Source organism: Pseudomonas sp. GOM6 (genome assembly GCF_029537485.1).
Classification (GTDB): Bacteria; Pseudomonadota; Gammaproteobacteria; order Pseudomonadales; family Pseudomonadaceae; genus Aquipseudomonas.
Window position 1 is genome coordinate 171,947 of the sequence record NZ_JARPUS010000008.1, and the last position, 18,988, is coordinate 190,934.

The following is an 18,988-nucleotide window of genomic DNA, read 5'->3' on the forward strand; positions in this document are numbered from 1 at the left end:
TGTCGGGAGGCTGCGGGGCGGCGCTGGATAACCGGTCGAGCCAGCGCGCCCCAGGCAGGTGCCTCAGTGGCTGTAGCCGCTTGGTTTGTGGCGGATGGTCTTGAGCAGGTCTTCCGGGCTGATGCTGGCGACCATCTTGCTGTGCGCCGCGCTGCCCGGCTGCGGCTGATTGAGGATATGGCCCTTCATCTTGCCGATGATGTGCATCTCGCACGGCTTGCAGTCGAACTTCAGGGTCAGCACCTCGTCGCCCTGGATCAACTGCATCGGCGCGACCTTGGTCTTCACCCCGGTGACACCCTTGGCCTGCTTGGGGCACAGGTTGAAGGAGAAGCGCAGGCAGTGCTTGGTGATCATCACCGGCACTTCGCCTTCTTCTTCGTGGGCCTCGTAGGCCGCGTCGATCAGCTGCACGCCATGGCGGTGGTAGAAGTCGCGGGCCTTCTGGTTGTACACGTTGTAGAGGAACGACAGGTGCGACTCCGGGTACACCGGTGGCGGTGTTGTCTCGGCCTTGCGGCTGCCGCGTGGGTGAGCCGCGACGCGTGCTTCGGTCAGTTTCTCGATGGCCTCGCGGCGCAGGGCCTTGAGCTGCGAGTTGGGCACGAAGAAGGCCTGCGGGGCGTCCAGCGCCACATCCAGCGCGTGGTAGTCGGTGGTGCCGAGCTGGGTCAGCAGGTCGCGCAGGCCATCGAGCGCCTGCTCTGGCTTGTTGGCCACGCCGAACGGGCCGGGCAGGGCGACGTCGACGGCGATGCCTTCCTCGCTGGTGGCGGTCAGCTTGAGCTGCTCTTCGCGTAGGGAAACCTTCCAGCTCACGCCGATACGGCGCTCGGCGCTGGTCTTGAGCAGCGCCTGCTGCCAGTTGTGGTCGAGGTTGCGCGACAGCGGATGGTTGGGGCGCAAACGGAACAGGCCCTCGGGCATCTCGTTGGGCTCGACGCGGTAGCGGTAGCGCTGCTTGCCGTCTTCCTCGAATTCGCCTTTGAGTTCGGCGATATTGGCGCGGAAGCCCACCACCTCGCGCTTGACCAGCACGTTGAGGCCGTCGCCGTTGGACAGCGGAGTGTCGGTGACGGCGATCAGGTCGCGTTTGCCCACCTTCTCGACATGGCCTACCGGCAGGCCGGTGAAGGTCGGCGAGTCGAAGGCGCCGATGTCGATCTTGCGATCCTGGACGAAGTAGTCGGTGCTGCCGCGGTGGAAGGTCTTGTCCGGATCGGGCAGGAAGAAGTGTGCGGTGCGGCCGCTGGAGGCGCGGGCCAGGTCCGGGCGGTCTTCGAGGATGGCGTCGAGCTCGCGGCGGTAGTGGGCGGTGATGTTCTTCACATAGCCCATGTCCTTGTAGCGCCCCTCGATCTTGAACGAGCGCACGCCGGCCTCGACCAGCGCGCGCAGGTTGGCGCTCTGGTTGTTGTCCTTCATCGACAGCAGGTGCTTTTCGTAGGCGATCACGCCGCCTTTTTCGTCCTTCAGGGTGTAGGGCAGGCGGCAGGCCTGCGAGCAGTCGCCACGGTTGGCGCTGCGCCCGGTCTGCGCGTGGGAGATGTTGCACTGGCCGGAGAAGGCCACGCAGAGCGCACCGTGGATGAAGAACTCGATGGCGGCGTCGGTGGCATCGGCGATGGCGCGGATTTCCTGCAGGTTCAGCTCGCGCGCCAGTACCAGCTGGGAGAAGCCGGCCTGGTCGAGGAACTTGGCGCGGTCCAGGGTGCGGATGTCGGTCTGGGTACTGGCGTGCAGCTCGATCGGCGGAATATCCAGCTCCATCACCCCCATGTCCTGCACGATCAGCGCATCGACGCCGGCGTCGTACAGCTGGTGGATCAGCGTGCGCACCTGCTCCAGCTCGTCGTCGTGGAAGATGGTGTTGAGGGTGGTGAACACCCGCGCGTGGTAGCGGCGGGCGAACTTCACCAGCTCGGCGATATCGCTGACCTCGTTGCAGGCGTTGTGCCGCGCGCCGAAGCTCGGCCCGCCGATGTAGATGGCATCGGCCCCATGCAGGATGGCCTCGCGGGCGATGGCCACATCACGGGCAGGGCTGAGCAGTTCCAGATGATTCTTGGGCAGGGACATGGTGTTTCTTCTTTATCAGGCGCGGCACGGTGAGGCGCGCATTGTAGCGGCCTGCGCAGAGGGTGGCAGCAGAAGGTGCCAGGCGGTGCTCAGGCCCGGCGCTGGCGCCGTTCGCGCAGGTGCTCGACCAGCGCCCATATCAGGCTGATCAGCAGGTACATGCCCAGGCCACCGATGCAGGCAAACAGCGCCAGGCCGGTGATCAGTGGCGCACCCACATCGCTGAGGCGCTGCCAGACCGAGCGGCTGTCCGTATCCGCCTCCAGCGGCACCGGCAGGTCTGGCGCGGCCTCGACCTCGGCTCCGGTGAGGCGGGCGCCGACCCGGTAGGCGGCGTAATAGACCGGGGCAAAGGTCACCGGGTTGGTGACCAGGGTGCTGGCAGCGGCGGCCGGCACGTTGGCGCGCAGTACCACGGCGGCACCGACCGAGAAGGGAATCTGCGCGATGGGGATCAGCAAGCCGAAGAAGATGCCGATGCTCACCCCCAGTGCCACACCATGACGCGACCACACCCACAGGTGGGTGTGGTGCAAGAAAGGCTCTAGCCAGCGCAGGAAACGATTGCGTGCAAGCTGTTCGCGGGTGGGCAGGTGGCGGGCGAGAAAAGGAGGCATGACGGACAACGATTGGCAGGCGGCAGGCGCCCCTTTTACCGCAAACGCCTGACGGCGGCATGTAAGGTTGGTCGCACAAAAGTTACGGCATATTACGGCGCGGAGCGCAGCAAGCCATCAACGGCACGGCTGATGCGCCGCAGCATTTTATGTTCGAGCCGGCCCGTCGATCCGAGCGGGCCATCTATTGCACGCTGCTCAGGCGTTGGTCGGTGAATACGCAGACTACCCCGGCGCGGTTGTGCATGACCGGATGATCGAAGTCGCAATAGGCGGCCGCCACGCTGAGGGCCATCTGTTCGCTGATCAGTTGACCGTCGTCCGGGCGGAACCAGGCCATTTGGCCGGCCTTGCATCGTTCGGCCTGTGGGTCGGTGTTGTAGATACAGATCTTGCTCTGTACTTCATTGGGTTCGTCATTGAAGCAAGCTGCCAGCGGCAAAGTGGTGGCGCAGAGCAGGCTGAGGCGGGCAAGAATGTGCATGGATGGACACTCGTATGCTGGGACAGGAGCGTCTTAGGGTGACCAAGGCAAAGAAGGTTCATGTGCGTGGCTGCGATTTATGCCAAGTGTGATGCCTGCACGGCCTGGCGAGGGTTGGCCTCAGTGGGTACGCCTGGCCTGGCGCTCTTCGACTGCAGCTTCTGCCTGCCGCGCCAACTGGTCGAGCAGGTAGTCGCGCTGCTTCTCGGCATCGCGCAGGGCTTTTTCGCCGTGCTGTTTGACCAGGTAGGCATGGATCTGCCGGACTTCCTTGGACTGGAATATCGGCGCCAGATCCTGCACCGCCACCCAGCCGTCGGAGGCGTGGTTGCGGGTGTTCATCAGGACCTGCTGACCGCGGGCGCCGAGCACACCGAAACCGAGCGCTTCGAAGGTCGGCACCCGGCTGGCCACGCAGGCCAGTGCGGCATGCGGGTGCAGCAGTTGAATCTGCCCCAGCATGGCGCGGGCGATACCGCGGCGGCGGTGGCTGGCGACTACCGCGAGGTAGACCAGGGTGCAGGCGTCGGCATCGTCCGGGCTGGGCAGATAGAGGGCGAAGCCCAGAACTCGGGACGGGTCTTCATCGTCCAGCGCCAGAACCAGCCGGGCGCTGCTGGCGGCATCGCTGCCCATCGCTTGCAGATACAGATGCACCTCGAAACCGATCACGTACTGGTACAGCTGGTACAGCGGGTTGCTCGGTGTCAGCGGGGCCGGACTGATGTCGGTGAAGTAGTCCACCACCATCTGCAGCACCTGACTCTTCAGCGATTCCGGCGGCGGGGTGGTCAGGTGGCTGAGGGTGAACATCGGGACGCGGGCTCCGGGCAGGGCGACGAGGTCGCCATTGTAACGCCCTCTAGCCTTGGGTTTCCCCGACAAAACGCTGCAGGTCTTCGGCATTCATGTAGCCGAGCAGACGCGGGCGGCCACTGGCCCTGTCAACGAAGACGAACAGGGCACTGGTGTATTCGCTGTCGTGTTCGGCCCTTGAGTCACCCAGGGCTTTGGCCACGCCCTCGATGCAACCGCTGTGGGTGACCAGCAACAGGTTACGGTGCGCCTGCTTATGGTCGAGCATGTTCTGCGTCAGAGTGCTGCGGCAGTTGGCCAACCAGTCGCGGGTGGCGATGCTGATGTCGAACATGGAGTTGGCGGTTTGCACCGTGCGCAGCCGTGGGCTGGCGAAGATATCGACATTGCCCAGGCCGAGGGCTTTGAAGGCGCTGCCTACGCCATCCGCCGCTGCATTGCCCGAAACGGTAATACCACTCTTGTCGCCCAGGCAGGGGCCGCTGGAACGGTCGCAACGCTCGGCATGGCGTACCAGCACCACCACGTCGCCCTCATCCCAGTTGGCGAACAGGCCGGATTTGCCCATGCGGTTGTCTTCGCCCAGGTTCTCCAGCGGCTCGCGCTGCAACCACAGACTCATCAGTGCGCTCAGGGCTATCAGGCTGGCGCCGAGAATGAGCAGGTGTCTTTTGCGCAAAGACGTTGCAACCTTGGCTGCATTGGCATGAGGAATGATTGGCATCGGCCGCTCCAGAAAATATCAACGAGGGGCGGCAGGAGCTATTCCCTGCGCAATGCCGCAAACCCGGGCCACTCTAGACAGCCGGGGGTTAACGAAAGATGAAAGCGCGGTGAGCAAATCTGTTACGGAATATGCCGGCCGGCGGTGTAATGGCCTGACACAAGGCTGCCCGCGTAAAGCCGGATAAGGGCGACCTTTTCGTCTCGCCTGCGCCCGGTGGCCCCATGGCAATCAAGGCCAGCTTCTCGACAACCTCCGTCTCGACGCCAGGTTCGATGACATCACGGTGATTGCCGACCAGCCCATCCGCTGCCAGGGCGATGGCTGTGCGCCGCGCCCTGGCCGGGCTGTTCAGCCTGGCGGCCTGGAGCGCGCAAGCGCCACTCAGATCACTTTCACCGCACGGCCGATGAACTGGATCGGCCCGGTCGGCTTGCCGGTGGGCGAGCCCGTGCTCTTCTCCAGCGTCAGCTCGAACAGCTGGTTCGACTCCAGCGGCGGTAGCTGATCCAGCGGCACTTCCAGGCGCTGGCCCGGTTGCACCAGGCCGAGGGAGACCGGCCCTTGCCAGCTGTCGGCCTTGGTCCAGAACTGCAGGGCCATGTCGGCGGGGATTTCTACGCTGGCCAGGGGGATCAGCTGAATCTGCCGATCATCGCTGGCCTGTACCACCCAGCCGGGGGCCTTGTCCTGCGGCGCCACCAGCACCACCACAAAGCTCGGGGCGGCAGGTTGGGGCGGCAAGGTCAGCATCGTGACCAGTAGCGCCAGGCTGGCCGCGAGGCCCGCTGCCGCCAGGCCGCGCCAGAAACCGAGCAGATTCCACCAGGGCGTAGGCGCGTGGCTGGCCGTCGCTTCCAGGCTACGGGCGATGCGTGCCCACAGATAGGGCGATGGCGTTTGCGGCGGCACCCGCTCGGTGAGGTGGTGCAGGCGTCGTTCCCAGGCATCCACGGCATCGCGCAGGGCCGAGTCCTGCCCCAAGCGCCGCTGGACCTCGCGGCGTTGTTCCGCTTCCAGCGTGCCCAGTACGTATTCGCTGGCCAGCGTATCCAGGTCCGGTTGCCGGTCATCGGGGTGTGACGTGTTCATCCCATGCACTCCCGCAGTGCTGTGAGGCTGCGCTTGATCCAGGCCTTCACCGTGCCCAGTGGCGTACCCAGTTTGTGGGCGATTTCCGCGTGCGAGTAACCCTCGACATAGGCATGCACGATGCACTCGCGGCGCTCGGGCTCAAGTTGCTGCAGGCAGCCGTCGAGGCGGCCGCTGTGCATCAGCGCGTCCGTGGCATCGGTCTGCGCCAGCGCCTCATCGTCGGCGGCTGGCGGCAGCTCCCTGGCGTGGTCGCGTACGAAGTTCAGGGCCAGGTGCCGGGTGATGCTGTAGATCCAGCCGCGCGCGCTGCCGCGTTTGGCGTCGAAGCTGCCGGCAGCGGCCCAGACCTTGATGAAGGTGTCGTGCACGATGTCTTCGGCCAGCGCGTGGTCACGCACGATGCGCTTGGCCACGCCCAGCAGGCGGCCGCCCTCATGCTCGTACAGGCGCTTGAGTGCGTGCAGCTCGCCGCGCGCGCAGGCGCTCAGGCAGGCTTCGTAATCGAACGGATCGGGCTCGGGCAGGGACAAGTTCGGGTCGCCATTCAGGTTGCTCGGCAATGCGCCGGCATTGGGTCAAGGGAGCCTAGACGACCCCGCGCGAGGTCGGCCAGGCCCGTGATGCAGCGCGAAGCTTTATCTTCCCTCTCCCGTTTACGGGAGAGGGGGTGGGGGAGAGGGTCGAAAACCGAGAAACTGCTCAGCACTTCCCCTCTCCCTAAGGGGCGTCATGCTGCTCGCGCCAGCTGACGCGTGTGTGAGCAGTCTGACGCCCAGGCTCAAGTGCTTTAGCCTATTTGGCCGTCCAGAAGATGTAGTCCGCCTGGTACTTCACCACCTGCGACTCACCTTTGTTGGCGCTGGTGCAGGGTGTGCCCGGCGCCACGCCGCCCTTGAGCGCCACGCGCTGGATGTAGGTCACGCCCTCCATCGCGCCTTTGCCCTCGGCAGGATTGGCCTTGACCAGCTGGAAGGGAATGCTGCCTGGCGAGGAGGGCGCCACGGCGAGCTGGGTGCCGGTGATCTTCGAGCCATCCAGTGCCTGCCAGGTGGCCGGCGGGCCGTAATAGGTGCCGACCTGTTTGCCGCTGCGATCGTTCAGCGCAGCTTTGGGGCCGACGAAAACCCATTCGGTCTGGTCGGCGGCGTCGGCCTTGGCGCGGCACTCGTAGGTGATTTCGCCGACCCCGACCGTTTCCAGGGCCACTTTGTTGCCCTCGGGCACCTGGATGCTGGCAGGCACGTCCATCGCGACCACCGGCAGCGCCGCCAGCAGGCAGGAGGCGGCCAGGGAAGTGCCGGTACGGCGAAGCAGAGATTTAGCGTTCATTCGATTCGCTCCTGAAAAGTAAAATCAGCCAGGCGACCACGAGGTCGCTGTACTGATTACCCGCCAGGGGGCGATCTGGATGCAGCCGGCGATAAATATTTTCAGGGCTTGGGCGGAGTAATGCCCATCGACACATAGATGCTGGTAAAGCGGTCCATGCCTATTTCCGCCGGCTTGACCCATTCCACCGGCACATACAGCAGGCCGCCGCCCACCGGCACCGGCGCGCTTGGTACCAGGATGGCGTAGTAGTCGCGGCCGTCGATCTGCAGCGGCTCGGGGTTGGGACGCAAGGCCAGCACGGCGGCACCGTCGCCACCGAAGAAGCACCACACCGGGCTCATGGCGGCCAGGTCGGCGCTGTCTTTCTGGTCCAGCAGACCGACGAAGCGATCCGCCAGCCCATACAGATTGCCCAACAGCGGAATGCGCCGCAGCGTGCGGTCGGACAAACGACGCAGCGGGCCCTTCAACCCCAGCTGCACGGCCAGCCCCAGCGGATACAGCGCCGCCAGCAACACCAGGGTGCCCAGCAGCCAGGCCAGCAGGTGGCTGCTGACGAAGGGGTGGCCCAGCTCGGCAAACAGCCTGCCGACAAAGCTGCCAGGGCCGACCAGGGTGTTGAGCAGGCTCACCAGCCAGGCCAGAAAGGCCAGCGACAGGGCCAGTGGCAACAGGGCCAGCAAACCGGCCAGCCAGGTGGTGGCGATGGAGTTGAAGCTGCGTCTGAACATGGGCGGGCTCCTGTGGCGGCCGGCTAGGCTATGACAATCCGCCATCGGCGCCTATCCGCAAATGCACGCTGAACGAGGCGCGCGACAATCTCGCACGGGCTCAGGCTTCGCCACTCATTCGCTGAGCGCAGTACCTGTAATGGCAGGCGTGGCGCTTGGACTGGCGGCGATTCTTCTGGCGATGTTTACCCACCTCGCCCAACCTACGTCAGCTCCGCTGCGGTGCCTGCTTGTTCACTATCACCAGCGCGATGCCGCCGAGGATGGCCAGCGAGGCCAGCGCCAGGCGCAGGCTGATGGCCTCGCCGAGAAACACCACGCCGGCCAGCGCAGCGATCACCGGCACGCTCAGCTGGATGGTGGCCGCCGTGGTGGATCGCAGCAGCGGCAGCACGCGATACCACAGGGCGTAGCCCAGCCCGGAGGTGATCGCCCCCGAGGCGATGGCATAGAGGACGCCGGCCAGGTCCAGCGACGTGTCGCGGTACATCAGCAGGCTCAACACCACGGCGAACGGCACCGCCAGCAGGAAATTGCCCGCCGTCACGGCGGTCGGGTCGCTGGCGCCCTTGCCGCGCAGCGAATACACGCCCCAGGCCACCCCGGCCAGCAGCATCAACAACGAGCCGAACAGCGGCGGCGCGGAAAGCCCCGGCAACAGCAACCCGACCAGGCCCGCCAGCGCCACCGCCAGGCCGCACAGCTGCAACGGCCGCATGCGCTCGCCACGGTACATCGCCCAACCGAGCATGGTTGCCTGTACCGCACCAAACAGCAGCAACGCCCCGGTGCCGGTTGGCAGGCTCAAATAGGCATAGGAAAAGCCCGCGGCATACAGGAACAGCATCGCCGCCGACAGCCAGCTGCCTTGCCGAGGGCCATGCTTGGCCTTGGCCCTGACCAACCCTCCCAGCACCAGCGCGCCGGCGAGCAGACGAATGCCGGTGAAGCTGGCGGCATCGATGGCGCTCTGCGCCAGCGCCAGCCGGCACAGCACCGAGTTGCCGGCGAAGGCGAGCAGAGTAAGGAGGGTCAGGGTGAAGAGCTGGGGAGTGGGCATTGAATATGAGCCTGGGGCAAGAGCGACGGCCGAATTATTCAGCGTTTGCCAAGACGCGGGTTTTAGCCGGTCCCGAGTGCGTGAAGTGAACGGCTTGAATTGCGAGAGGGCGCTCGATATCAAACTTAATAACCATATTGGCTCATGTCTTCTGTAAAAGACTTTGTGAGTCGCTCCCGACAATCAGACTCGTTTGCGCTCTCCCACTCACCGCCATAGGTTTCGCTCATTGAAAGGCAGAATGTACGCCTGAATTCCTCCCAATGTAGTTTGGCTTCCTTTAGGTTTTTTAAGGCGCCTTTACCATCCCGGCCAGGCTCCTGCTCGGCCTCTTTCACTAATTGAGCAAACTTTATGTTCATGGCGTGCTCAGTTGCTTTCCAACGTTCGAGACGGGCTTCAGCGTATTCAGCCTGCGATAAGGCAAAAGCTGAACCAGACACGAGAAAAATAAGCGCAGCTATTACTTTTTCTGTGCAAGACCATGCCATAGCGGATAGCACCCTATAACGGTTGGTTAGGGGCGGGCTTTAGCCCGTCCCAGTGAGCGAAGCGAACGGTTTTAACCAATTGTTATGAATTTACGTGGCGCATGATGATTTTAGATATTTGTCTAAATATTTTTTTACGATACCGCAAGCTGGGAATATATCTTTTTCATATTGCGCCATTAATACCCATGATAGGTAGCGCGTATATAGCGACGCAAAGGTTGAAAACTCAATAGCCTCATTAATTCCGTTTTCACTAAAAGTGAATGCCGACTCTGGTCCGCCATGGACGCATGATGATAGCTCAGAATAGCGAGGCAAAACTGCATTTAATATAGGTAAAGACTCTCCCTTATTTATTCTTTCGGATATATAGAAAGTCATGCTCTTGTAGGTAAATTGCTCTGTTCTTTTTTTAATTTGGCTCGCTGACGACTCGTTTGAGATAATGCCTAGGCCTTGTAGCGTTTCTAGTGCTGATTTAATGCTAGATATGCCTAGCATTTTATAAGTCTGAGAAAGAGCCTTAGCATAATCGATTTTTTCTTGTTGTCCGCCAAATACCCAGTAATCAATGCCTATTTCGTCGTTGCTATTTTCGACGGTTTTCATCCATAGATATTGAAATTTAAGAAATTGCTCAATTGATGAGCGAAACAAAATATTTAATGAGTAATATTCTTCTGCTTTTGCCAGCTCAAATATCCCTATGCGTAAGCTTTCAATTTTGGGGATAAATGATGTTGTAGAGAAGATTGATAGTGGCTTGTCAGTTTCTTTAAGATTTTCTAAAAATTTAGATATAGTTTCTATGTGGGGATCTATTTCTCCAGCTAAATCATTAAGTAGTTTTTCGGTTTTTTTCATATTGTCATAACGTTAGGTTAAGGGGCCGTCTTTAGCCGGTCCCGAGTGAGCGAAGCGAACGTGCTTGAACCGCTTGTTATGCCTTTGCACAATTTTTATTGTAGTCATGAGTCGCAGCCAAGTTGGATATTGTTAAGTTGATTAACTCTTTCATTGTTAAACTCTGTTACGCAGGCTTCAAAGAATAATTGCCCTTGTGCCGTGGGGTTTTGAAATGCGCTGGAACTTACAGAGCGTAAGTTGCATTCGCTTTTTCTAAAGGCAAGCCATTTTTCCTGAGTGTCAGTTAGCAGGGCGCTGTCTCGCTTGACCTTAGATGATATGCGTTTAAACGTGGTGTCTAGTGCTTCTTGAGACTCACTATGGAAATGCTCTATACAGTTATATGTGCGCAGACTGTCAAATTAAAGCACTTTTCTGGCGAGTCGGCCGAGAACTCAATGCCGCTGACATTTTCAAAATAGCCGCTAGCGTAGATGCTTGGTGATAATGCAAGGGCTGCAATAATTGCGAGTAGCTTCATGGTTCGTTTCTTAATGGCGCATAACATGCTTTGCTTCGTATCAAAGCCTTGATTTTTCTCGCCACGGGTGCGGCCAGCGGAGCGTGCCGGCAGAACTGAAAAATGACAGGCAATGAAACGCAGCGGTTTTTCCCGACGCTACTGTCTTGCTTATGGGCTGTCCACAGCGCTTTCCCTCAGGAGTTGGTCAGGGTCAAGGTAGAAGATTTTCTTCCACCCCTGGGTGCTGTTGTCCCAGCGCCAGGGGTAGGGCAGCAGGGTGACGATGGCGTAGTGCAGGTGGGGTGGTTTGCCACGGGCGTTGCCGGTGTCGCCGACGCGGCCGAGTGGGGTGCCGGGCAGTACGGGTTGGCCGGGCAGGGCGCTGTAGTCGGCGAGGTGGGAGAAGTAGTGCAGGCGCCATTGGGGGCCGAGCATTAGCAGTACGTTGCCGCCGATGCCGAGTTCGCCGCGGAACAGCACCAGGCCGTAGGTAGGGGCAACGACCGGGGTGCCGTGGCGGGCGAAGATGTCGATGCCCTTGTGGGTGCCGGAGCGGCCCCAGGGTTCGAACCAGAAGCTTTGCGGGTTCCAGTCACGCGGGCTGGCGCCCTGTACCGGCACCTGTAGCCACTGCGGGGCGAGCAGCCAGGCCAGCAGCAGGGCGATGAGCAGGTGGCGTTTACGTAGCTTGTTCACGGGGCGGCATCCTTGCGCGGAGGTGTGTCAGTTTTCCTGGGCGCGGTAGGCGCCGGGGGTGAGGCCTGTCCATTTCTTGAAGGCGCGGTGGAAGGCCGAGGGCTCGGAGAAGCCGAGTTGTTCGGCCAGGGCCTGGATGGAGAGTTCGTCACGGCCCAGGTGGTAGATGGCCAGGTCGCGGCGCAGGTGGTCCTTGAGTTCCTGGAAGCTGGAGCCTTCTTCGCGCAGGTGGCGGCGCAGAGTTTGCGGGCTGATGTGCAGCTGGCTGGCGACGCTGTCCAGGTCGGGCCAGTGGGCGCAGTCGCGGCCGAGCAGGCGGCGGATGCGGCTGGTCAGGCTGTCGCCGCCATCGGGGCGGGCCAGCAGGTCGGCGGGCGAGTGTTCGAGGAATTGCTTGAGGGTGCGTTCGTCCTGTAGCAGCGGCAGGGCCAGGTAGCGGCTGTGGAACAGCAGGCTGGTGCTGGCGGCGTCGAAGCGCCGTGGGCAGGGGTAGAGCAGGTCGTACTCGGCGCTGTGGGCCGGCTCGGGGTAGGCGAACGTCGCTTCATCGAGGCGGATGCGCTGGCCAATCAGCCAGCTACCGAGGCGGTGCCAGATCACCAGCAGGCTTTCGGTGAGGAAGTGATCCGGGTCCCACAGGGCTGAGCTGTCGATGCTCAGGCGTACCTGTTCGCCCTCGTGCTGCAGGGCGACGCGCGGGGCATCGGGGAACAGTCCGTAGAACAGCATGCCGCGCACCAGGGCTTTCTCCAGGCTGCGGCAGTGGATGATGGCGTGGCACATCATGGCGAAGGTGCCGCGCTTGCTGCGGGTGTGGCCGAAGCCCATGTATTCGTCGTCGAGCAGCGCCCAGAGGCCTTGCAGCAGGCGGGTGAACTGTTCCGGCGCCAGGCGGGCGCGTGGCTCGGCGAGCAGCGCGGGCTGGATGCCCACCTCGGCAAGCAGGGCGCTGTAATCACAGCCCTGGCGCTCGGCGCCGCGCAGGGCGGCGCGGATGAAGTGGCTGGCGATGGTGCGTTCGCGCATGGGCTGGCTCGTCAAGGGCGTGGCCGGATGGTAGGCGCTGGGGCGGGAAGGGGACAAGCGGCGTTGCCGGCAGGCCCGTGCCCTGCGCGAGAGGCGGGTGTGGCGTGGATTCCTGGCGATGAGCCAGAAGCATCGCGACTGAAGTCGCTCCCACAGGCATAGGCCGGGGCATGTGTGGGAGCGGCTTCAGCCGCGATTGGCGCCACTTGAACGTGCCGTGGACCGGGTTCTGTTACGCACAGCAGGAACTGCTAGGCCAGCAGCGCGACTGCCTTGACCTGGGCCCACAGCTGCTGGCCTTCGTGCAGGCCGAGCTGGTCACGCGAGTAGCGGGTGATGCGCGCCAGCAGCGGTGTGCCGGCCATATCCAGGCGTACCAGTACATGGGCGGGGTTGTCGGCCTGGCGCTGGCTGTGCACGGTCACCGGCAGCCGGTTGAGGATGCTGCTGTGCTCGGGCTTGTCCAGGCTCAGGCTGACGTCGCGGGCGTGCACCTTGAGGCGCATGGGCTTGCCTGCCGGCAGCGGCGCATGGGCGACACGCAAGGGCTGGGGGCAGCCCGGCAGGCTGAGCTGCAGCAGCTGGTATTCGGCGTCGTGGCCGCTGACCTGGGCGTGCAGCACCACCGCGGCGTCATCGCCCTGGGCCAGTGGCAGGTCGAGGCGGGCGAGCAGTTGCTCCACCGGGCCGCTGGCCTGCACGCGGCCGTGCTCCAGCAGCACCAGATGGTCGGCCAGGCGCGCCACTTCATCCGGCGAGTGGCTGACGTAGAGCATGGGCATGTCCAGTTCGTCGTGCAGGCGCTCCAGGTAGGGCAGGATTTCCTGTTTGCGCTGTGGGTCGAGGGCCGCCAGCGGTTCGTCCAGCAGCAGCAGGCGCGGGCTGGTGAGCAGGGCGCGGGCAATGCCGACGCGCTGGCGCTCACCACCGGAAAGGCGGGCCGGCATGCGTTCCAGCAGGTGCTCGATGCCGAGCAGGGCCAGGGCCTGGTCCATGTCGATGCGGCGCTCGTGGGCGGGAATGCGTGTGAAACCGTATTCCAGATTGCCGCGCACGCTGAGGTGCTCGAACAGGCTGGCCTCCTGGAACACGTAGCCCAGGGCGCGTTGGTGTGGCGGCAGGAACAGCTGACTGTCCTGCCAGACCTCGCCGTTGATGTTCAGCAGGCCCTCGGCCGGACGCTCCAGCCCGGCCACGCAGCGCAGCAGGCTGGTCTTGCCGGAGCCGGAGGGGCCGAACAGGGCCGTGACGCCACGGCCGGGCAGGTCGAGATCGACCTCCAGCTGGAAGTCGCGGTAGGGCAGGCGCAGGGCAATGCGCAGGCGGCGTTCCGTCATGTTCAGTACCGGGCCGGTTGCACGCGGCCGCGCCAGTGCAGGGCGAGCAGGATGAGGAAGGAGAACAGCAGCATGCCGCCGGCCAGCCAGTGGGCCTGGGCATACTCCTGGGCTTCGACGTGGTTGAAGATCTGGATCGACACCACGCGGGTCTGGTCGGGGATGTTGCCGCCGATCATCAGCACCACGCCGAACTCGCCCAGGGTGTGGGCGAAGCCGAGTACCGCGGCGGTGAGAAAACCCGGCCTGGCCAGTGGCACCACGACCGTGAAGAAGCAGTCCCAGGGGCTGGCGCGCAGGGTGGCGGCGACTTCCAGCGGGCGCGGCCCGATGGCTTCGAAAGCGTTCTGGATGGGCTGCACGACGAAGGGCAGGGAGTAGAACAGCGAGCCGACCACCAGGCCTGCGAAGGTGAAGGGCAGTACGCCCAGGCCGAGGCTCTGGGTCAGCTGGCCGACCGGGCCGTGCGGGCCCATGGCGACCAACAGGTAGAAGCCGATGACCGTGGGCGGCAGCACCAGGGGCAGGGCAACCAGGGCGCTGATCGGGCCTTTCAGCCGCGAGCGGGTATGCGCCAGCCACCAGGCGATGGGCGTGCCGAGCACGAGCAGCAGCACGGTGGTCAGCGCCGCCAGTTGCAGGGTCAGCCAGATGGCGCCGAAGTCGGCACTGGTCAGGGGCATTGTCGGTCTCTTCTTCGTTTGCTGGCGCGGCCTGCGCATGTTTCTGGGCGCGTTACAGCTTTCAGTGGGAGCGGCTTCAGCCGCGACGCTTCTGCGTGGCCTTATCGCGGCTAAAGCCGCTCCCACTGAAGTCGTTCATCTGGAATTCAGTGTTCGAGTGACACTAGCGGAGTTGGTTAGCCGAGGGCTACAGCTGATAACCGTAGGCACGGATCACCTCGGCCGCCTTGGCGCCTCGCAAATACTCAACCAGCGCCCTGGCGGCCGGGTTGTCCTTGCCTTTGCTGAGAATCAGCGCGTCCTGCCTGATCGGGTCGTGCATCTCGCTCGGCACCAACCAGGCGGAGCCGCCGGTGATCCGCCCGTTCTGGTAGATCTGCGAGAGGGCGACGAAGCCCAGTTCGGCATTGCCGCTGGCGACGAACTGGTGGGTCTGGGCGATGTTCTGGCCTTCGACCAGCTTCTTGGCCAGGGCCTGCTTCAACCCCAGCCTGGTCAGCGTCTGCAGGGCGGCGAGGCCGTAAGGCGCGGTCTTCGGGTTGGCCACGGCCAGATGCTGGAACGCGGCGTCACGCAACACCAGGCCCTGACGGTCCACATAACCTTCCTTCGCCGACCACAGTGCCAGAGTGCCGATGGCATAGGTAAAGCGGCTGCCGGGCACAGCATGGCCTTCGCGCTCCAGCTTGGCCGGCGTGCTGTCGTCGGCGGCAAGGAACACTTCGAACGGTGCGCCATTGTGGATCTGTGCATAGAACTGGCCGGTGGCGCCGTAAGCGGCCTTCAGCGTATGTCCGGTGTCCTTCTCGAAGTCGGCGGCCAGTGCCTTCATCGGCGCGGTGAAGTTGGCGGCGACGGCGACCTGTACCTGCTCGGCCAGAGCGGTACCGGAGCAGGCCAGGCTCAGGATCAGGAAGCTGCGTTGCAGTGACGCGATCATGGAATGTCCTTGTCAGCGGATGCGTGAGCCGCCGGGCACCTTGATCCAGGCTGATTCAAGGCGCGTCGGCGGCGCGTTCACCGCTATAGCGTTACCGGTATGACGATACCCGAATTCCGCTGGCCCGGATTTTCAGGGTGGATTCATATGAGGCGGCAAGGAGCAGCGGGCCAGCCGATAGCGGCGCATCAGGCCATAAGCTGACTTTTAGGTCAATAAAGACAAAAACCGCGGCCGAGGCCGCGCAAAGGAGCTTATCGATTCCGCAACCGCCGTTTGCCGGCAGTTGCGGGGTAGGTCAGAGCTGCACTTCTACCTGCTCGCCATTGAGGCGCACGGGCCACACCGGCAGGTGCTGCTCGGGGTATTCCAGGCAGCCACCGTCGTTCAGGCGGAAGTGCTGCTTGTACAGCGGCGAGGCGATCACCAGTTCACCCTGCAGGTGGCCGACGATGCCGCGACCGATCACGTTGGCGCCGGACTTGGGGTCACGGTTGCCGATGGCGAACACCTGCTGCTCGGTGTCCGGCAGGTAGATCAGTGCGACCTGCTGACCGTCGACGCAGGCCACCACGCCGGAGTTTGGCACCAAGTCGGCGCGGGCGCACAGGGTTTTCCAGGATGCCTGGACGGGAGTAGCAAGGGCGTTGGTCTGGCTCATCACACGGCCTCCACGTTTACGGGGATCAGTTCGAGTTCGCCTTCGCGGGCGGGGCGGCGCTGGCCGCGTTCCTTGACGAAGTGGATGTCCGGGTCGCCGCCGTGCTCGTTGACGAAGGTGCGGAAGCGCTTGAGCTTCTCCTCATCCTGCAGGGCGTTGGCCCATTCGCACTCGTAGCGGTCGACCACCAGCTGCATCTGCGCCTCCAGCTCGGCGGCCAGGCCCAGGCTGTCGTCGATGACCACGGCCTTGAGGTAGTCCAGGCCGCCTTCCAGCGACTCGCGCCATACCGAGGTGCGTTGCAGCTTGTCGGCGGTGCGGATGTAGAACATCAGCAGGCGGTCGATGTAGCGGATCAGGGTTTCGTCATCCAGGTCGGTGGCGAACAGCTCGGCGTGGCGCGGGCGCATGCCGCCGTTGCCGCACACGTAGAGGTTCCAGCCATTCTCGGTGGCGATCACGCCGATGTCCTTGCTCTGCGCCTCGGCGCATTCGCGGGTGCAGCCGGAGACGGCGAACTTGAGCTTGTGCGGCGAGCGCAGGCCCTTGTAGCGGTGCTCGATGTCGAGGGCCATCTTCACGCTGTCCTGCACGCCGTAGCGGCACCAGGTGCTGCCGACGCAGCTCTTCACGGTGCGGGTGGACTTGCCGTAGGCGTGGCCGGTTTCGAAGCCGGCGTTGATCAGCTCGGCCCAGATCTCCGGCAGCTCGTGCAGCTGGGCGCCGAACAGGTCGATGCGCTGGCCGCCGGTGATCTTGGTGTAGAGGTCGTATTTCTTCGCCACCGCGCCGATGGCGATCAGCCCGTCCGGGGTGATCTCGCCGCCGGGGATGCGTGGCACCACCGAGTAGGTGCCGTTCTTCTGCATGTTGGCCATGAAGGTGTCGTTGGTGTCCTGCAGCGGCACCAGACTCGGGTTCATGATCGGGCGGTTCCAGCACGAGGCGAGGATCGAGCCCACCGCCGGCTTGCAGATGTCGCAGCCGACATGGCCTTTGCCGTGCTTGGCCAGCAGTTCCTCGAAGCTCTCGATGCCCTCGACGCGGACGAAGTGGTAGAGCTCCTGACGGGTGTAGGCGAAGTGTTCGCACAGACTCTTGTCGACCTCCACGCCGCGGGCAGTCAGTTCGTGCTCGAACACCTGCTTGAGCAGCGCCGCGCAGCCGCCGCAGCCGGTGGCGGCCTTGGTGCAGGACTTGATGCCGGCCAGATCCGTACAGCCGCCGTCGATGGCCGAGCAGATCGCGCCCTTGCTGACGTTGTGGCAGGAGCAGATGGTGGCGGTGTCGGGCAGGGCATCGGCGCCCAGGGCCGGGGCGCCGTCGCCGACCGGCATGATCAGGCTGGCCGGATCGTCCGGCAGCGTGATGCCGTTCTGCGCGTATTGCAGCAGGGTGTCGTAGTAGCTGTTGTCGCCGACCAGCACGGCGCCGAGCACCTGTTTGCCGTCGGCGGAGACGACTAAACGGCGGTAGCTGGCCGTGGCCTCGTCGATGTAGCGGTAGCTCTTGGCGCCGGGCATGGCGCCGTGGGCGTCGCCGATGGAGCCGACGTCGACACCGAGCAGCTTGAGCTTGGTCGACATGTCCGCGCCGATAAAGGGCTGGCCTTCCTGGCCGCACAGCTGGGCGGCGACCAGGCGGGCCATCTGGTAGCCGGGGGCGACCAGGCCGAAGATGCTGCCGTTCCAGGCGGCGCACTCGCCGATGGCGAAGATGTGCGCGTCGCTGGTCAGGCACTGGTCGTTGATGGCGATGCCACCACGCGCGCCCAGCTCCAGGCCGCAGGCGCGGGCCAGGGCGTCCTGCGGGCGGATGCCGGCGGAGAACACGATCAGGTCGGTTTCCAGGAAGTCCTCGCCGGCGAAGTTCATCCGGTAGCGGTACTCGCTGCCGGCGCTGATGCTCTGGGTGGCCTTGGACAGGTGCACGCCGACGCCCAGGTCCTCGATGCGCTGTTTCAGCGCGGCGCCGCCGAAGTCGTCCAGCTGTACCGGCATCAGGCGTGGGGCGAATTCCACCACGTGGGCTTCCAGGCCGAGGGATTTCAGGGCGTTGGCCGCTTCCAGGCCGAGCAGGCCACCACCGACCACCACGCCACGACGCTTGCCCTGGGCGGCGGCGCGAATGCCGTCGAGGTCTTCCAGGGTGCGGTAGACCAGGCGCGAGTCGCCCTCGGCGCCGTCGATTGGCGGCACGAAGGGGTAGGAACCGGTGGCCATGACCAGCTTGTCGTAAGCGAAGGCGCCCTTGGCGGTGATCACCTCGCGGCGCTCGCGGTCGATTGCCTGGACCGGGGTGCCCAGGTGCAGGGTCAGGCCGGGTGTCTCGTACAGCGCCGCATCGCTCATCGCCAGGGACTCGGCATCGCGGCCGCCGAAGTACTCGGACAGGTGCACGCGGTCGTAGGCACGCTGATGTTCTTCGCCGAACACCAGGATCTGGTAACGCTCCAGGGCGCCGCCCGCGAGCAGTTGTTCGACGCAGTGGTGGCCGACCATGCCGTTGCCGACGACGATCAGCGTGTGCTTGTCAGTAGAGGCGACTGTGGTGTTCATAGGAGTTCCCGGCCAAAGCTCATCAGGTTTTTCCGCGGCAATAAAAAAGGCGCCTGAAACCTTGCGGTCTCAGGCGCCTTTGCCTGTTCTGTGCGATCTCGTCGGAGAGACCGTTGTTGCCCGCCGCCTGAGTGCGGCTGCTCGATCGCCTTTGATCGATGGGCGGCCCGGTGTGCTGGGCTTGGGCAAGTTTCTGCATCGTCTGTGCCAGATTTGCCTGGAGCCAGCAAGCATGGGCGTTACAGGGCGTTTAGGTCGAATGCGCTGGCCTGCCGGGGGCACGGTA

At 63.7% G+C, this 18,988-nt stretch carries 19 protein-coding genes; all 19 read right to left on the reverse strand.

From position 1 onward, the window contains the following. Nucleotides 1-63: 63 nt before the first annotated feature. The 19 genes from P7A97_RS11955 to nirB all read right to left on the reverse strand — a co-directional run bounded on the left by P7A97_RS11955 (nucleotide 64) and on the right by nirB (nucleotide 18,702). A complete protein-coding gene (locus P7A97_RS11955) occupies nucleotides 64-2,079 on the reverse strand; it encodes a U32 family peptidase (protein WP_277690170.1) in 2,016 nt (671 codons plus the stop codon). Between the two features lie 89 nt (nucleotides 2,080-2,168). Continuing rightward, nucleotides 2,169-2,696, reverse strand: a complete 528-nt coding sequence (locus P7A97_RS11960) for a DUF2062 domain-containing protein (RefSeq protein WP_277690171.1) — start codon at nucleotides 2,694-2,696, stop codon at nucleotides 2,169-2,171. A 184-nt stretch (nucleotides 2,697-2,880) separates the two neighbouring features. Then, nucleotides 2,881-3,180: a hypothetical protein gene (locus P7A97_RS11965; protein WP_277690172.1), complete on the reverse strand. Its 300-nt coding sequence runs from the start codon at nucleotides 3,178-3,180 to the stop codon at nucleotides 2,881-2,883. Nucleotides 3,181-3,300: 120 nt separating this feature from the next. Continuing rightward, entirely contained in the window at nucleotides 3,301-3,993 is a 693-nt protein-coding gene (locus P7A97_RS11970; RefSeq protein WP_277690173.1) for a GNAT family N-acetyltransferase, read from the reverse strand. A gap of 49 nt (nucleotides 3,994-4,042) precedes the next feature. Beyond that, the gene (locus tag P7A97_RS11975; protein WP_277690175.1) at nucleotides 4,043-4,720 is read right to left on the reverse strand and encodes a histidine phosphatase family protein; all 678 of its coding nucleotides are present in this window, start codon (nucleotides 4,718-4,720) and stop codon (nucleotides 4,043-4,045) included. A 384-nt stretch (nucleotides 4,721-5,104) separates the two neighbouring features. Then, complete coding sequence (locus P7A97_RS11980) at nucleotides 5,105-5,812, reverse strand: anti-sigma factor (RefSeq protein WP_277690176.1); 708 nt, start codon at nucleotides 5,810-5,812, stop codon at nucleotides 5,105-5,107. Next, on the reverse strand, nucleotides 5,809-6,339 hold the full coding sequence (locus P7A97_RS11985; protein ID WP_277690204.1) for a sigma-70 family RNA polymerase sigma factor: 531 nt from the start codon (nucleotides 6,337-6,339) through the stop codon (nucleotides 5,809-5,811). The genes P7A97_RS11980 and P7A97_RS11985 overlap by 4 nt, the downstream gene beginning before the upstream one ends. Nucleotides 6,340-6,607: 268 nt before the next feature. Then, entirely contained in the window at nucleotides 6,608-7,144 is a 537-nt protein-coding gene (locus P7A97_RS11990) for a DUF3455 domain-containing protein (RefSeq protein ID WP_277690177.1), read from the reverse strand. A 101-nt stretch (nucleotides 7,145-7,245) separates the two neighbouring features. Beyond that, the gene (locus tag P7A97_RS11995; RefSeq protein WP_277690178.1) at nucleotides 7,246-7,878 is read right to left on the reverse strand and encodes a DUF502 domain-containing protein; all 633 of its coding nucleotides are present in this window, start codon (nucleotides 7,876-7,878) and stop codon (nucleotides 7,246-7,248) included. Between the two features lie 208 nt (nucleotides 7,879-8,086). Continuing rightward, nucleotides 8,087-8,938 carry a DMT family transporter gene (locus tag P7A97_RS12000; protein ID WP_277690179.1) on the reverse strand — a complete coding sequence of 284 codons (852 nt, stop codon included), beginning with the start codon at nucleotides 8,936-8,938 and terminating at the stop codon, nucleotides 8,087-8,089. Between the two features lie 125 nt (nucleotides 8,939-9,063). Continuing rightward, the gene (locus P7A97_RS12005; protein ID WP_277690180.1) at nucleotides 9,064-9,429 is read right to left on the reverse strand and encodes a lysozyme inhibitor LprI family protein; all 366 of its coding nucleotides are present in this window, start codon (nucleotides 9,427-9,429) and stop codon (nucleotides 9,064-9,066) included. A 90-nt stretch (nucleotides 9,430-9,519) separates the two neighbouring features. After that, nucleotides 9,520-10,296, reverse strand: coding sequence for a hypothetical protein (locus P7A97_RS12010; protein WP_277690181.1), 777 nt, complete (start codon nucleotides 10,294-10,296; stop codon nucleotides 9,520-9,522). A gap of 673 nt (nucleotides 10,297-10,969) precedes the next feature. Next, nucleotides 10,970-11,497 (reverse strand): M23 family metallopeptidase, encoded by a 528-nt coding sequence (locus P7A97_RS12015; protein ID WP_277690182.1) that lies wholly within the window; start codon nucleotides 11,495-11,497, stop codon nucleotides 10,970-10,972. Nucleotides 11,498-11,524: 27 nt separating this feature from the next. Beyond that, nucleotides 11,525-12,523 carry an AraC family transcriptional regulator gene (locus P7A97_RS12020; protein ID WP_277690183.1) on the reverse strand — a complete coding sequence of 333 codons (999 nt, stop codon included), beginning with the start codon at nucleotides 12,521-12,523 and terminating at the stop codon, nucleotides 11,525-11,527. Nucleotides 12,524-12,774: 251 nt separating this feature from the next. Continuing rightward, complete coding sequence (gene modC, locus P7A97_RS12025) at nucleotides 12,775-13,860, reverse strand: molybdenum ABC transporter ATP-binding protein (RefSeq protein WP_277690184.1); 1,086 nt, start codon at nucleotides 13,858-13,860, stop codon at nucleotides 12,775-12,777. Nucleotides 13,861-13,862: 2 nt separating this feature from the next. Then, nucleotides 13,863-14,543 carry a molybdate ABC transporter permease subunit gene (modB, locus tag P7A97_RS12030; RefSeq protein ID WP_277690185.1) on the reverse strand — a complete coding sequence of 227 codons (681 nt, stop codon included), beginning with the start codon at nucleotides 14,541-14,543 and terminating at the stop codon, nucleotides 13,863-13,865. A gap of 187 nt (nucleotides 14,544-14,730) precedes the next feature. Next, a complete protein-coding gene (modA, locus tag P7A97_RS12035) occupies nucleotides 14,731-15,483 on the reverse strand; it encodes a molybdate ABC transporter substrate-binding protein (RefSeq protein WP_277690186.1) in 753 nt (250 codons plus the stop codon). 298 nt (nucleotides 15,484-15,781) lie between these two features. Next, nucleotides 15,782-16,144 (reverse strand): nitrite reductase small subunit NirD, encoded by a 363-nt coding sequence (nirD, locus tag P7A97_RS12040; RefSeq protein WP_277690187.1) that lies wholly within the window; start codon nucleotides 16,142-16,144, stop codon nucleotides 15,782-15,784. Further along, nucleotides 16,144-18,702: a nitrite reductase large subunit NirB gene (gene nirB / locus P7A97_RS12045; protein ID WP_277690188.1), complete on the reverse strand. Its 2,559-nt coding sequence runs from the start codon at nucleotides 18,700-18,702 to the stop codon at nucleotides 16,144-16,146. The genes nirD and nirB overlap by 1 nt, the downstream gene beginning before the upstream one ends. Nucleotides 18,703-18,988 lie beyond the last annotated feature (286 nt).